11 protein-coding genes are annotated in these 14,452 nt (G+C 65.2%); 5 read left to right on the top strand and 6 right to left on the bottom strand.

Annotation, left to right across the window (positions count from 1 at the left end; all coding sequences use genetic code 11):
- Positions 1 to 48: 48 nt before the first annotated feature.
- Both G5V57_RS23075 and gstA read right to left on the bottom strand, forming a co-directional pair.
- Complete coding sequence (locus G5V57_RS23075) at positions 49 to 717, bottom strand: glutathione S-transferase family protein (RefSeq protein WP_165169877.1); 669 nt, start codon at positions 715 to 717, stop codon at positions 49 to 51.
- A 199-nt stretch (positions 718 to 916) separates the two neighbouring features.
- Positions 917 to 1,531 carry a glutathione transferase GstA gene (gstA, locus tag G5V57_RS23070; RefSeq protein ID WP_165169876.1) on the bottom strand — a complete coding sequence of 205 codons (615 nt, stop codon included), beginning with the start codon at positions 1,529 to 1,531 and terminating at the stop codon, positions 917 to 919.
- Positions 1,532 to 1,637: 106 nt separating this feature from the next.
- On the opposite strand from gstA, the gene G5V57_RS23065 reads away from it, so the two are divergent.
- The 3 genes from G5V57_RS23065 (at position 1,638) to G5V57_RS23055 (ending at position 4,339) form a co-directional block, all read left to right on the top strand.
- A complete protein-coding gene (locus tag G5V57_RS23065; protein WP_165169875.1) occupies positions 1,638 to 2,105 on the top strand; it encodes a MarR family winged helix-turn-helix transcriptional regulator in 468 nt (155 codons plus the stop codon).
- Between the two features lie 478 nt (positions 2,106 to 2,583).
- Positions 2,584 to 3,717 carry a type III PLP-dependent enzyme gene (locus G5V57_RS23060; protein WP_165169874.1) on the top strand — a complete coding sequence of 378 codons (1,134 nt, stop codon included), beginning with the start codon at positions 2,584 to 2,586 and terminating at the stop codon, positions 3,715 to 3,717.
- Between the two features lie 79 nt (positions 3,718 to 3,796).
- On the top strand, positions 3,797 to 4,339 hold the full coding sequence (locus G5V57_RS23055) for a GNAT family N-acetyltransferase (RefSeq protein WP_165169873.1): 543 nt from the start codon (positions 3,797 to 3,799) through the stop codon (positions 4,337 to 4,339).
- Between the two features lie 62 nt (positions 4,340 to 4,401).
- Here the strand turns inward: G5V57_RS23055 and G5V57_RS23050 are convergent, their stop codons facing one another.
- The gene (locus tag G5V57_RS23050) at positions 4,402 to 9,855 is read right to left on the bottom strand and encodes an autotransporter domain-containing protein (protein WP_165169872.1); all 5,454 of its coding nucleotides are present in this window, start codon (positions 9,853 to 9,855) and stop codon (positions 4,402 to 4,404) included.
- Between the two features lie 530 nt (positions 9,856 to 10,385).
- Here G5V57_RS23050 and G5V57_RS23045 point away from each other — a divergent pair.
- Positions 10,386 to 10,532: a hypothetical protein gene (locus tag G5V57_RS23045; protein ID WP_165169871.1), complete on the top strand. Its 147-nt coding sequence runs from the start codon at positions 10,386 to 10,388 to the stop codon at positions 10,530 to 10,532.
- A 123-nt stretch (positions 10,533 to 10,655) separates the two neighbouring features.
- Here G5V57_RS23045 and G5V57_RS23040 read toward each other — a convergent pair whose 3' ends face one another.
- The gene (locus tag G5V57_RS23040; protein ID WP_165169870.1) at positions 10,656 to 11,129 is read right to left on the bottom strand and encodes a GNAT family N-acetyltransferase; all 474 of its coding nucleotides are present in this window, start codon (positions 11,127 to 11,129) and stop codon (positions 10,656 to 10,658) included.
- The gene (locus G5V57_RS23035) at positions 11,126 to 12,157 is read right to left on the bottom strand and encodes a histone deacetylase family protein (RefSeq protein ID WP_165169869.1); all 1,032 of its coding nucleotides are present in this window, start codon (positions 12,155 to 12,157) and stop codon (positions 11,126 to 11,128) included. Before G5V57_RS23035 ends, G5V57_RS23040 begins: the two co-directional genes overlap by 4 nt.
- A gap of 69 nt (positions 12,158 to 12,226) precedes the next feature.
- Here G5V57_RS23035 and G5V57_RS23030 point away from each other — a divergent pair, with 69 nt between their 5' ends.
- Positions 12,227 to 13,567: an aspartate aminotransferase family protein gene (locus G5V57_RS23030; protein ID WP_165169868.1), complete on the top strand. Its 1,341-nt coding sequence runs from the start codon at positions 12,227 to 12,229 to the stop codon at positions 13,565 to 13,567.
- Positions 13,568 to 13,634: 67 nt separating this feature from the next.
- Here G5V57_RS23030 and G5V57_RS23025 read toward each other — a convergent pair whose 3' ends face one another.
- Positions 13,635 to 14,450: a DUF2066 domain-containing protein gene (locus tag G5V57_RS23025; protein ID WP_165169867.1), complete on the bottom strand. Its 816-nt coding sequence runs from the start codon at positions 14,448 to 14,450 to the stop codon at positions 13,635 to 13,637.
- Between the last annotated feature and the right edge of the window lie 2 nt (positions 14,451 to 14,452).

Here is a 14,452-nt window from a genome sequence, read left to right as displayed (position 1 = left end):
ACGAATTGGGGAACGGCCGCCATTTGCATGGCGGCCGTTTTGTTTGGATCAGGCGGTCTGAAGCAGAAGGCCCGCCATATGCGACTTGCGGGCGACGATGAAATCACGCAGCTTCCTGCCATAGTCCGGGGCCACGGCGGTGGCGACCGAAGGCCGATCGGCCAGGGCCTTGCGCCAGCGCGCGACCTTGGGCTTGTCGGCGAGGATGCCGAAATCGGCAACCGTGTCGAAGACCTCGAAATAGCGCAGAGCGGGCGCGAAGGCGGCGTCGGCCAGCGAGAAGCGCTCGCCGTCGAACCACGGCCCGTCGCCGAGCCGCGCCTCGATGCGCTCAAAACGCTGGACGAGATCGCGGCGCTTGCGCTCAAAGGCCTCTTCCGTCGTCGCCGTGTAGAACTCCCAGATATCAGCCAGGGTGGCGGACGCCACCTCGATCCAGGCGCGGTGCTCGGCGCGGCGTACCGGATCGGCCGGATGCAAAGCCGGCTCAATGGTGTCCTCCAGGAACTCGGCGATCACCGCGGATTCGAAGATCACGTCGTCACCGACCTTCAGCACCGGCACCTTGCCGAGCGGAGAGATCGCAAGAAACCAGTCCGGCTTCCTTGCGAGATCGATATCGATACGCTCGAAATCGACACCCTTCTCCTTCAGCGCGATCACCGCCCGCTGCACATAGGGGCAGAGCACATGGCTGATGAGGGTTAGCTTCTTCATTGCAACCTCACTTTAAATTCCGTGAAATGCTTCTTTCCCTCCCCTTTGCGGGGAGGGATGGCCCGAAGGGCCAGGGTGGGGGTCGGGTGGTGAATCGACAAATCAATAATTGCATTCACTACCCGACCCCCATCCGACTCACCCGGCCGAAGCCGGGTGAGCCACCTTCCCCGCAAGGGGGAAGGATGAAGAGCTCGGCTTACGCCGCGAGGAGGCCTTCGGACTTGAGCGTCTCCTGCACCTTCGGGCGCGCCGCGACACGGTCCATATAGGCCTGGAGGCTCGGGAAGCTCTTCAAATTCATGCCGAGGAAATTCACCCAGTTGATGATGGTGAAGGCATAAGCGTCGGCGGCGGAGAAATTCTTGCCGAGCAGATAATCGTTGCTCTTGAGATGGGCGTCGAGTTCGGCGAAGCGCTTTTCGAGCTTCGCCTTGACGGCGGCCTTCGTCTCGTCGGAGGTGTCCTTCTGCCAGAGCCAGGAGAAATTCTTGTGCAGCTCCGTCGCGATGAAGGCCAGCCACTGCTGGGCGCGGTAGCGCTCAGGCGTGCCCGCCTTCGGCATCAAGCCCGATTCCGGCTTCTGGTCGGCGATAAACTGCACCACCACATTGGCTTCCGTCAGCACCGGCTCTCCGTCCTTGATCCGGACGGCCGGCACATAGCCGCGCGGATTGACATCATAATAATTGGAGCCGTCGGCGAGCGTGTGGGTCGAAAGATCGACCTTCTCGAGCTCGAGCGGGACGCCCGCTTCGGATGCGACGATGTGGGGAGCGAGCGAGCAAGCGCCGGGTGAGTAATAGAGCTTCATGGGAGCCTCCTTCACGACTTAGTTTCATGCAAGTACATTGACTTTAATGCAGGTGCATCTATATTGTCAAGCTTGATGCAACTGCATGAATCATGAATATTTGGTCATGGCCGACGAAAAGCGAATCGACAAGGTTCTCCATGTCTGGGTGCGGCTCATCCGCGCCCAGGACAGTGTCGTGCGCAAAGTCGAGGCCGCGGTGAAGGCCAAGGGCCTGCCCCCTATCGCCTGGTATGATGTGCTGCTCGAGCTTTCGCGCGAGGGCGGGCGCAAGCTCAGGCCGGTGGAACTCGAGAAGGAACTTCTCGTCGCCCAGTATAATCTGTCCCGCCTCCTCGACCGGATGGAAGCGGCCGGCCTCATCGAGCGCGTCGCCTGCCCGGGCGACGGGCGCGGCCAGATGATCCAGGCAACGTCAGAGGGTCGCGCCATGCAGAAGCGGATCTGGCCGGCCTATCGCGACGCGATCGCCGAGCATGTGGCGCCCGATCTGTCGGAGAAGGATCTCGAGCAGTTGGCAAAGCACCTCGGCGCCATCGGCGGCTATTTGCGCCCCGGCGGCTGCGGAAATTAAGATTCCATAAAGAAGCCCTTGAAGGCCCACGCAATTTTCTGGGGTGCGGTGCAATATTTTTCTTGAATGCGACGGGAGAATCCATCATATCCCGAGTTGCCCAAAGTCGCACGTGCCTGTGGGCGTCCCCCGGATCCTCAAGAAGGTCTCCGGGATGGTACATACGGACATGATCCGTATGCGGTCGAAGACCGCGGACGCCTTGAAGCAACGACGGTGCGGGCTTTTTTGGTCTCGTGTCTGGCTGGTCCAACAGTCGGCGTTACTGAAGAGGCACCACTTTCCTTGCCAAAAGTGCGGATGGGGACTCCCTCCAATCCAAGGCAGACAAACCGCGGTGAATGCGAGGCGCTTTTGCGCCCGGACAATCATCGCACTCGACGGCCCGAAAGGTGGCCGGCCCGTCCCGTCTCCATCGCGGGGCGCGCGCCTTGCCATCTCGACGGCCATCCACTGCGCCCTGACGGGAGTTACGCCTATGGCTACGCAACGCATGATCGACTTCCTCACCGACCGACGACCGGAAGGCCCCTGCCTCGTCGTCGATCTCGAGGTCATCCAGGACAATTATCTCCGCTTCGCGCGCGCGATGCCGGCCACCCGCATCTTCTATGCGGTGAAGGCCAATCCGGCGCCGGAAGTGCTCTCGCTCCTGGCGAGCCTCGGCTCGTGCTTCGACACGGCGTCGGTCCCTGAGATCGAGATGGCGCTCGCCGCCGGCGCCACGCCCGACCGCATCTCCTTCGGCAACACCATCAAGAAGGAGCGCGATGTCGCGCGCGCCCATCAGCTCGGCGTGTCGCTCTATGCCGTCGATTCCGTCGAGGAAGTCGAGAAGGTGGCGCGCGCCGCCCCCGGCGCGCGCGTCTTCTGCCGCATCCTGACCGATGGCGACGGCGCCGACTGGCCCTTGTCGCGCAAATTCGGCTGCGACGCCGAGATGGCGATCGACGTGCTCGATCGCGCGCACAAGCTCGGTCTCCATGCCTATGGCGTCTCCTTCCATGTCGGCTCGCAGCAGACGAAGACCGACGGCTGGGATTCGGCCTTGGCGCAGTCGGCCGAAATCTTCCGCGCGCTCGCCGATCGCGGCATCACGCTGTCGATGGTCAATCTCGGCGGCGGCTTCCCGACCCGCTACCTCAAGCAGGTTCCGGGCGTGCCTGCCTATGCCCAGGGCATCGAGCAGTCGCTCGCCAAGCATTTCGGCAATGCCATCCCGGAAACGATCATCGAGCCGGGCCGCGGCATGGTCGGCAATGCCGGCGTGATCAAAGCCGAAGTCGTGCTGGTGTCGAAGAAGCATGCCGATGACAAGGCCCGCTGGGTCTATCTCGACATCGGCAAGTTCGGCGGCCTCGCCGAGACGATGGAGGAAGCGATCCGCTATCCGATCCTCTCGGCGCGCGACGATGACCTGACGGGTCCGTGCGTCATCGCCGGGCCGACCTGCGACAGCGCCGACGTGCTCTATGAGAAGACGCCCTATGATCTGCCGCTTTCGCTCACGGTCGGTGACGAGGTGCTGATCGACAATACGGGCGCCTATACGACGACCTATTCGACGGTCGCCTTCAACGGCTTCCCGCCGTTGCAGACCTACATCATCTAACCCATTCCCCTTATTTGACCCGAGGTGCCCGCCTTGAGCTTTGAGCTCAGGGCGGCCCGGAGGCGCAATGGAGGCCACAATGGTCACCATCACGCCCGAAGTCGCGGCCGATTTTTCGGTCCGCGAAGCCCTGCTCGACCGCGCCTTCGGCAAAGCGGCGCGCCGGCGCAAGACATCTGAACGGCTGCGCGAGAACCGCCTGCCATCGGAAGGACTCGCCTTTGCGGCACGCAACCGTCGGGGCCGCCTCGTCGGCACACTGCGCCTGTGGGATATCACCGCTGGTTCGGCCGGCCCGGCGCTGCTGCTCGGCCCGCTCGCCGTCGACTGCGCCTATCAGAAGCGCGGCATTGGCAGCCAGTTGATGCGCCATGCTCTGGCGCAAGCAAGAAAACTCGGCCACAGAGCGGTGCTGCTCGTCGGCGATGCGCCCTACTACAGCCGCTTCGGTTTCACGCGCGACGGTGTCGAGGAACTGAGCCTGCCGGGCCCGGTGGACCTCGACCGCTTCCTCGGCCTCGAGCTCGAAGCGGGTGCGCTTCAGGACGCACAGGGTGTCATCGTGGCCAGCGGGCGGATGATTCCTGTGCCTGCGGAAGAAGCAGCCCGGCAGACGGCGTGAGCAACAACCCTCGCCCCCCGTCGAACCGCGCATCCCGTACCTTGCCGTCAAACTCGCGGAGCTCAGAAGTCCCGCGAGATTTCCAGCCGCAGCCCCATTGACCGGCTGTTACCCGACAGGTCGCCGGTGACATCGCCTCCCATCTGCCAGCCCATCGGGAGCGCGGCACCGATGCCGACCTCCACCGTCACCTCGCTGCGCGACCAGCCGTCGGCATCGATCAGGTAAGACGGCCCGGTCAGCCAGTCGCTGAACCGCACGCGCTGCCCCTCGGCCTGTTCGAAAGCATAGCGATATTCGAACCGGCCGCGCGGGGTCAGGACGGTGTGGCCCGACAGGAAGCTGTATTCGAAGCGTCCGCCCAGGAGGCCGTTGATCGAATCCATCTCCCGCTCGTCATAGGTGAGGGAGTAGCTCTCTGGCCCGTCCTCGACATAGGAGTCGAAGTTGGTACGCGACGCCTCGATCCCGCCGAACAGCGACCAGCGCAGGGGCCCGTCATTGCGGTCGATGCCGGCGCGGACCGATCCGAACAGCAGGTCGGTATCGCGCTGCGCCGTGGCGAAGCCGCCGGTGTCGGTCACGTAGCGCGTGAGATCGAAGTCGATCCCGCCGACGCCGGCCAAGACGTCGATGAACGCGTCCTCGACGGGCCGGAAGCTGCCATAGGCGCCGACGGCCCAGGAGCTTGCCTGGACCTCCGACCCATTGTCGCCGACATCGGTCTGGTCACGGCCGACGCCGACGCCGACGCCGAAGGTGACGCCGGGGGCCAGGACGATGTCCGCGCCAGCGGTAAGGCCGGAGGTCGAGAAGTCGAACCGATCCACACCGCTGGTCGCATCGCGGCTGCCGATCGTCACGGTGCCGTTGGTCCACAGCTCGATATTGCCCGGATCGCGCAGGTCACAGTTGACGGCCGGGTCCTGACTGTCCGCGCCGGCCATTGCGGGCGTGCTGTCGCTCGCCGTTCCGCCGGCGGAGCCGATACGCTCAGGCTGGGTCGGGTCGTCATCGACCTGCTGCTGCGGCGCCGCGTTGTCCGACATCGGGACGCCAAGGCTGAGGCTCGCGCCCATGCCCTGCGTACAGCGACCGTCGTGCAACTGCTCCATGCGGCGGCCGAAATTGCGGATCTGCGTCTCGGCCGCACGGCGGGCAGCGCCCGTCTCGGCAGCCTCGAGCCCGCGCACTTCGGGGTCGTCCGACGGATCGGTCCGCGCGCCGACCTGGAAGGTCAAAGTGAGCGGCGCCGACGTGCGGCCGGCATTGCTCAGGGTGTAGAGCACGGTCACCGCCTGCTCCGTTTTGGTGCGGGAGGTGAATTGCAGGCTGTAGGTGCGGTTCGCCGCCGTCCCGCCCTCGATGAGTTGCACGTCGGCGGTATCGGCCGGGGTGATCGACACGATCGCGCCGCCGGTGAACGGTCCTCCGGCCGCGCCGCCCGTGAGATCGACGGTGACCATGCGACCGGACAGCGCGTTGATCGTGAGCGGCTCCGCAGTCGGAACCGCAACGCTCACCTGGATCGAGACGGTGCCGGGGTTGGACGTGCCTCCGGCACCGGTCGCCGTATAGGTGAAGCTGTCAGGCCCGGCATAGCCGGTGGCCGGGGTGTAGGTCACGACATCGCCGGCGATCGACGTCGTGCCGTGGGCCGCAGCCGTGCCGATCGCGATGCTGCTGTGCGGGCCACCGGAGATGGAGCCCGACAGGTCGATCGCCGTGCCGGGGCTGTTGAAGGCGACGACCACGCCGGGCCTGTCCGCCGCGACCGGCTTGTCGATGAAAGTGAAGGTCGCGGAGCCGGTGCTGGTCTGGCCGTTGGCGGTGACCGTAACGGTCGCCGGACCCGATCCGGTGGCAGGCGCGGTGACGGTGAGCGAGGTCGCGCTCGCCGCGGTCACGTTGCCGGCCACGGTGCCGAACATCACGATATTGTTGCCCGGCGTCGTGCTGAAGCCGGTGCCGGAGACCGTCACCACCTGGCTGACGGGTCCCGAAGGCGGCGACACGCCGGTCACCGTCGGCACCACCGCGAAGGCGTTGCCGGCGGTCGCGGATGTGGTCGGGTAGCCACCCGGGGTGAAGGCGCCGAGGGTGAAGCCCGAGGTCGAGCCGGCGGTGGCGCCGGTATAACTGAGCGTGATGGTGCAGCTGCCCGGCGCCACGACGATGTCGCCGAACTGGACGGTCGTCGCGGTCGGGACCGAGGCCGAGCCGAGCGAGCAGGTGCCACCCGGGTCGCCGGCCACCCGCTCGGTGAGCGACGGAGAGGTGAGCAGCGCGTTGAAAGCCGGGCTGTTGGACGCATTGGTGTTGGTGAAGGTGATCGTGACCACCCCGGTCTCGCCAGCGCCCATAGTGGCCGGCGCAAAGGTGACCGACGCGGTGATTGCCGCGGCCGGCCCGACCGTGAAGCTCTGCTGGACCTGCGGCGCCGCGTTCCAGTTCGTATCGCCCGGCTGGTTGCCGTTGATCTGGCAGGTGCCGGTGCTGGTGAAGGTGACCGAGTTGCCCGACAATGCGCAGCCGGTGCTGGCGCCGTCGAGCGAGAAGACCACCCCAAGCCCGGACGTCGCCGTCGCGGTCACGGTGTAGGCGGCACCGCCCACGGCCGCGCCGCTGGGCGCGGTCGACGTGAAGCTGGCCGTCTGGTCGCCCTTGGCGATCGTCGTCGTGGTGATCGAGCCGATGGCGGTGACGGGCGTGCCTTGGCTGTCGGTCACCCTGACAAGGTAGCTGAAGGTGCCGGCAATGATCGGCGTGCCCGACACCAGGCCGGTGTCCTGATCGAGGCTGGTGCCCGGCACGAAAGCCCCGGCGTCAAGCGCATATGCATAAGGCGCGATGCCGCCCGAGGCCGTGTTGGACTGGCTGTAACTGGCGCCCACCTGGTTGCCCGACACGCCGCCCGTGCTGAGCACCAGATTGGCCGGGGTCACGGTGAAGCTCTGCACGACGTCGCTCGCCGCATTCCAGTCAGTGTCGCCCGCCTGGCTGGCGGTGATCGAGCAGGTGCCTGTCTGGAGCAGGGTGAGCGTGACGCCCGAGACCGTGCAGATGCTCGTGGTCGTCGAGGAGAAGCCGACCGCCAGGCCCGACGACGCCGTTGCCGACAAGGTCAGTGGCGAGGCCGAAAGCGAGGCATTGGGCAGCGCGCCGAAGCTGATCGTCTGGCCGCCCTGGACCATGGTGATGCTGTAGGACTGCACCCTGGTGTACGGCCCGCCGCTGCCCGCGCTCGAACTGTCGGTTGCCGTGATATCGAAATTGAAGGTACCGGTTGCGGTCGGCGTTCCCGACAGCGTGCCGCCGGTCAGGGTGAGGCCCGTTGGCAAGTCCCCCAACGTCTGCGCATAGTTGTAGGAGGAGGTGCCGCCCCCCGCCGTGAAGCTCTGCGAATAGGCGGTGCCGACCGAGCCACCGGGCAGCGCGCCTGCAGCCGGCGACAGCGTGATCGTCGGCGCGGAGATGGTCAGCACAAGCGGACCAGTTGCCTGGGTGAAGGGGCCGGTGCCGAGCGAGCTGTCGGTCACACTGGCGGTGAAGGTAAAGGTGCCGCTTGCCGCCGGCGTGCCGGTGATCGTGCAATCACTGTTGAGCTGCGTGCCGGCAGGCAGAGCGCCCGTGTTCAGCGTGGTCGCGCAGCTGTGCGGCGACCTGCCGCCGGTGGTGTTGATCTGCACGCCCGAAAGCGCAATGCCGCGCTGGCCGCCGCCGACAGGGAAGACGGACACCAGCACCGGGTTGCTGATCGGCACGGTGACCGTCGCCGGGCTGGAGGTGCCGCCCAGATTGGTCGCGGTGAAAGTGAAGCTGTCATTGCCACGGAAGCCGACCGGCGCGCTGTAGGTGACGAGGCCGGCCGCATCGACCGATACCAAACCGCCCTGGGCTGTGGTCGCCGAGCCCACCGCATAGCTGGTCGGGCTGTTCGTCGCATGGGCAGCGATGCTGAAGTTCGTGCCGCTGACATCATAAGCGAGCGCCGAAGCGGTGAACGAACTGGCGACCGGTGCCGCGACATAGGTGAACTGGTCGGCGGCGCTCGTTGTGCTGGTGCCGCCCGGCGCGGTGACAGTGACATCGACCACGCCTGCGCCACCAGCCGGCGCAACTGCCGTGATCTGCGTATCGCCGTCGACCGTGTAGCTCGTCGCATTGGTTCCGCCGAAGCGCACGCCGCCCGGACCCGTCGTGCCGGTAAAATCGGTGCCCCTGACGATGACGGTTGTCCCGCCGGCGGTTGGGCCGGATGTCGGCGCCACGGACGTCACCGTTGGCGCGGGCGCTGTGACGGTGAGCGGGGTCGGCGTCGTTGCTGTGCTACCCGACACGGGGGCTGGGCCGGAGGCCGAGACCGTGCCGCTCGTATAGCTGTAATTGCCCGGCGTGGCGGACGAGGCGGTGATCGACACCGTGCACGAAGTGCTCGCATTCAGCGTCGCGCCGGACAGGCTCAGCGTGTCGCCGGCCAGTGTGACGGCGCCGCTGGTGCAGGTCGTCATCGGGTTCGATCCGGTGAGGCCGGCGGGCAGCGCCGATGCCGACACCGCTACGCCGGTCAGCTGCATCCCGGCATTCGGATTGCTGATCGTCACGGTCAGGGTCGAGGACCCGCCTCTGACGATGGAGGTCGGGCTGAAGGCTGCAACGATCGTCGGCGCTGACGCATTGACCGCAAGCTGGAAAGTCTGGGACGCGGAACCCGTTCCCTGGTGCGTCACGGTGACGGTGAAGGTGGTGGCGGCGAGCGCAGCGGTCGGCGTGCCGGTGATGGCCCCGGTGCCGGTGTTGAACGAAAGGCCGGCGGGCAGCGTGCCGCCGCTCAGCGCATAGCTGTACGTTCCGCGGCCGAAAGAGGCTGTGACCGGCGTGAAGCTCATAGCCGCGCCCACCGTGCCCGTGGTCGAAGCGATGACCTGGGCCGCGCGGACGCCACAATAGATCGTCCAGGTCACCGTGCCGGAGCCGCTGACCGGCACATAGCCCGAAGCCGCCATGGAACGCGTGTCCACCGGCAAGGTAATGGAGCCGCTGCTGCTGGTGCTCGTATCGACGAAGACGGTGGCGACGCCAGCAAGAGGCGCGCGGTTCAGCCTGGCATTCACTGCAGAATTGGAAACCGTATATTCGTAATAGACTACGGTTCCCGCCGCGAAGTTGACGATGCCGGTCTGCGGTCCGAACGGCGCCTGATTGATGATGGTGGCTGGGCCGGTGCTGCTGACGTTGTAGTTTGCGTTGTCGTAGAAGGCGGGATTGTTCCTGAAATAGTTGCAGCCGTCGCCATCGGCGGCCCTGGCAGCGATCGGCGAGAGAAGGATCAGGATCGCCGGCAGCGCGAGCACCAGGGCGGGCGCCTTGCGCCGGACGTTGTTGGACAGCGAAGCGAGATCGGGAAGCCGCTCCGCTAGCGCGGCGAGGAGAGACCGCTTCGAGGATCGCGGCTCTGCGCGCCCGCCGATCCGGTTGCGGTTGTTCGACCTGCTTACCGCCGACGGTAGAGACAAGGCACCGAGGATTACGAACAGGCGCTCGAGCCCCCGCCAGACCCCTGTATTTCTACGGCAACAAGCTTGAAACAGCGCGCAGATGTTCCACGCAGCCTTGAGCCCCCGGACCATATTCAGACTATTCCCCGCCCCTGTAAGAACCGCACTCCATCGGCAAGCGCCGCAGGCCCGGTGCAACTCCATGTTGCAACTCTGCTGACGCCTTGCTGAATCAGCCTAGTCTCGAATCCCCCTCTTCAATCTTAGAGAAGAATTGATTTCACTCAAGCGAGTAATCCTACGTAACTAAGAAAAATAGCTTCTTTGAAACGAACTGGTGCCCATCCGCAACAGGTCGGTGAAGGTCGCGCTGCTCCCAACCCTCACCCATTCAGATCTCCTGGCCTCATTCGACGCCCGACCCGCGTCTTTTGCTTTCAAGATGTTGGCAGGGGGAAGGTCGTTGCAACGCAACAAGAGTTTTCGGACGCTTCGTACGGTTATCTCGATCGGCGGCACCAAGGGCCGATCCGGCTTATGCGCAGTGCGTGACGTCCAAGGCCGCCTCAACCAGAACCATCACCTTCGGCCCGACAGTCGCGACCGAGATCGTCAACACCAACGATGACAATTCATCGACGTCGGCCTATCTGCAGCGCTTCGCCAACACCATCGAACTGACTATTAATGCGTGATGGCTTTAGGACGAGTCGCCATCACGCTTTATCTTCTTGTTTGCGCATGATCTTTTCGGAAAACCGCTTCGCACTTTTCAGGGTTCGAACAGTGCCCTTGCCCTTGACTGGCGGGGCGAGGAATTATTCCCGCTCCTCCAGAAACGCCGTCACCTGCTCGTCCTCAAGAACGAACAGACGATCCTCGTCATGGCGCGCGAAGCCGAGCCGCTCATAGAAGCGGGCGGCGCCATCATTGGTGGTAAGGACTTCCAGCTTGATGAAGCGGGCGCCCCTGGCACGGCCGCGGCGCGCTGCCTCGCGCAGAAGCTTCAGGCCGATGCCGCGGTTGCGCGCTTTGCCATCGATGAACAGATCGACGACATAGAGGCCCTTGAGGCCGCGCCAGGTCGAGAAGGTCAGCAGCGTCAGGCAGGCGCCGAGAATGCCGCTTGCATCCTCGGCGACGGTGACCTGGATGAGATCGTCATTGTCCACGAGACTCTCAGCCGTCAGCTTCGGCGTGACGTCCGGCGCCGTGTCGCGCGCCAGGCCATGGACCATCGCTACGACGCCCGGCGCATCCTCGGCGCGCATTGGCCGGATCATCAAGGTCATGCCCGCAAGCCCTCCAGCAATGAAGCGAGATTGGCGCCGAGGCTTGGCGAGGGATAGCCGCCCTCCTGCACCACCAAGAGCGGCAGCTTCAGATCGGCGATATCGCGGCCGATGACAGCGAAGTCCTTGGTCTCGATGGCGAAGCCCTGGAAGGGATCATCGATGGAGATATCGAGTCCCGCCGCCACGACCAGAATCTCCGGGCCGAACTCACCAACGCGCCGCAGGGCCTGGGCAAGTGCGGTGCGATAGGCATCGATCCGTGTGCCGCGCGGCAGCGGCAGGTTGAGGTTGAAGCCCTCCCCCTCGCCTCTCCCGGTCTCTTCCGCATAGCCCCAGAAGAAAGGATAGAAGCGCCTCGGATCGGCATGGATCGATACGGTGAGGACATCGGCGCGGTCGTAGAAGATCGCCTCGGTGCCATTGCCATGATGGACGTCAATGTCGAGGATGGCAACACGCCGGCCGGCCCGGTTCAGGACTTCGGCGGCGAGCGCCGAATTGTTGATATAGCAGAAGCCTGCCGCGACATCGGACGCCGCATGATGGCCGGGCGGCCGACACAGCGCATAGACGAAACGCTCGCCGTCGCGGATCAGGCGCGCCGCATGGACGGCGCTTGCCGCACTCGCCTTCGCCGCGTCCCAAGTCTTGTCCATGAAGGGACATGAGCCATCGCCCAGATGGTAGCCGCATTGCCCGACGACCGAGTCCGGATAGCCGACGGGCGCCAGGCTGGGCCGGCCGAGCGCATGGATATTGGGGGCGGGATATTCCGCCGCATTCGGCTGGCGATGCCAGCGCTGCCACAGGCCGTCCATGAAAGCGAGATAGCGTGTATCATGGACGAGCGACAACGTCTCATTGCCGACGGATTTCGGCGCAACGACCACGCCGCCTGAGCTTTTCACCCCTTCGAGCAGTATGTCGATGCGCTCGGGCCTCTCTGGGATGGGCTGAGCTTTTCCGGCCACGATGAAGCTCGGCGGATTGTGCAGACGTTGTATGTCGTCGAAGACGGTGATCATGATTTGCCTGTCCGTTACGGCATCTGCTACTAGCTGAGCTTCGCTTGTCCCGCCAGATCAGGAATCCGCATGACCAAGCAGCCTCTCCCTCAGAGCATCACCACGGCCGGGGCCAACTTGCCCAAGGCTAAATGGGCCAAGGGCTCCTATATCCATGCCGCCGACGGCCGGACTTACATAGATGGATCGAGCGGGCCGGCGGTCTATTGCATCGGCCATGGCAATGAAGAGGTGAATGCGGCCATCGCCGACCAGCTGTCGCGCATCGCCCATGGCTATCGCTACAACTTCACCACCGACGCGCTCGAGGAACTGACCGAGATCGTCGCGCAGAAATGCGGCGGCAGCCTCAAGCACATGGTGTTCGTGACCGGCGGCTCGGAAGCGGTCGAGAGCTGCCTCAAGCTCGCTCTGCAATATCACGCGGCCAGGGGCGAAATGAGCCGGCGGCGTTTCATCGCGCGTGAGCGCTCCTGGCACGGCAATACGATCGGCGCGCTGTCGGTCTCGGGCTTCCTCGAGCGGCGCGCCGCCTTCGAAGGGGCGCTCGTGCCCGCCTCGCTGCTCTCCCCCGCCAATGTCTATCGTCCGCCCTTGGGCGCCACAGCCGAAACCACGGCGGAGGCCTGCGCCAAGGAGCTCGAGGACGAGATCCTGCGTGTCGGACCTGAGAATGTCGCGGCCTTCATCTTCGAGCCGGTGGTCGGCGCGGCCGGCGGATGCGTGCCGGCACCTCCGGGCTATGCCAAAAGGGTGCGCGAGATCTGCGACCGGCATGGCATCCTGCTCATCGCGGATGAGGTCATGTCGGGGGCCGGGCGCTGCGGCCCGTGGCGGGCGCTCGCCCATGACGGGGTCGAGCCCGACATTATGTCGGTCGCCAAGGGCCTCGCCGCCGGCTATCTGCCGCTCGGCGCCGCCGTCTATTCGACCAAACTTGCGGACGCCTTCGCGCCCGTCCATGGCGGGCCGCAGACCGGTCACACCTTCACCGGCCACACCGCCTGCTGCGCCGCCGGCGTCGCCGTCCAGAAGATCGTCACCCGCGAGAAGCTTGTCGAGCGGGTCATGGAATGGGGGCCGAAGCTCGCCACTATGATGCGCGACGCGACCTCCGACATAGAGGCGGTGGGCGACATCCGCGGCCGCGGATTCTTCCAGGCGCTCGAGCTGGTGAGGGACCGCAAGACCAAGGCGCCGTTCCCGGCCGAGCTCAAGCTCTACTTGCGCATTCGCCAGCAAGCCCTTGAAAACGGACTCATTTGCTACCCCGTCGGCGGCAATGTCGACGGCGTCGCCGGCGACTGCGTTATCGTGGCACCGCCCTATAATGCGAGCCCGGACGAACTCGGCGAGATCGTCGACAAGATGGCAAAATCGATCCGCCAGGTGCTGACCGGGGTGCGGTAATAAGCCAGAGTCTTTTCTCACTTCGTCGCCCCGGCTTTTCGCCGGGATGACGGAGTGATGGAGCAAGTCACTGCGGCCTGCCGCCGCCGGACAAAATCAACGCCGAGCCCCGCAGCGCGTCGCGAAAGGCGTCGTCGAAATTGACGTCCTTGATCTCCCAGATCTGAACGCCCCGGTCATCGAAGAGCCGCCATCTGGCCTCCCAGCCGAGCCTTCCCTTGCTCCAGATAAGGCTGCCCTCGAGCGCCAGATCGGCGCCCATGCCCCGTGCCACGGCTTCGAGCCTCGCTGGCGGCGCGGTGGGAAGGCTGCGGATGGTCAAGCCGTTGCGGGACAATTCATCCTCGCTCGGCAGGAGCACCGGCAAGCCGATCTGCCAGGAAGCGCCGCTGAGCGACTCCCGCTGGTCGCGGCCGTGGACTCCGTCGCGCGCCAGCATATAGACGGTGGATCCGTTGGTAACCGCCAGGAAGAGACCGAGGCGTGGCCGCTCGGTGAGCCAGGGCTTGCGGTCCAGTGTGAGCAAAGCGGCATCGACCTTGGCCGGATCGAAGGTCACGGTGAGATCGTAGGGCCGGTCGCGCGAGCCCTGCTCGTCATGGATCGGAATGCCTTCGAGGCGGTCCTTGTAGGTGAAGGCCGTGACCATATCGGCGGCCTTGTCGGCGATCTCAAGGGCAAGCGGATCGCTCAGCAGTCGCGCATCGCCCGAAAGCTTGGCCAGGACATCGAGCAGGCAGGTGGCGAAGCCGGGGATGCGGGTCTCCTCGCGCATGCCGGTCACCAGTGTCCGGCCACGATAGAGATCCTCCTCGGTGCCCCCGGCCCATGCGGCGCCATTCACGGAGAGAATGAGAAGCAGCACATAGCCGATGAGGCGCATCG

Origin of the sequence: Nordella sp. HKS 07, from assembly GCF_011046735.1 — a bacterium.
GTDB lineage: Bacteria > Pseudomonadota > Alphaproteobacteria > Rhizobiales > Aestuariivirgaceae > Taklimakanibacter.
The sequence above is the reverse complement of the archived record's forward strand: the minus strand, read 5'-3'. Positions and strand labels throughout refer to the sequence as shown.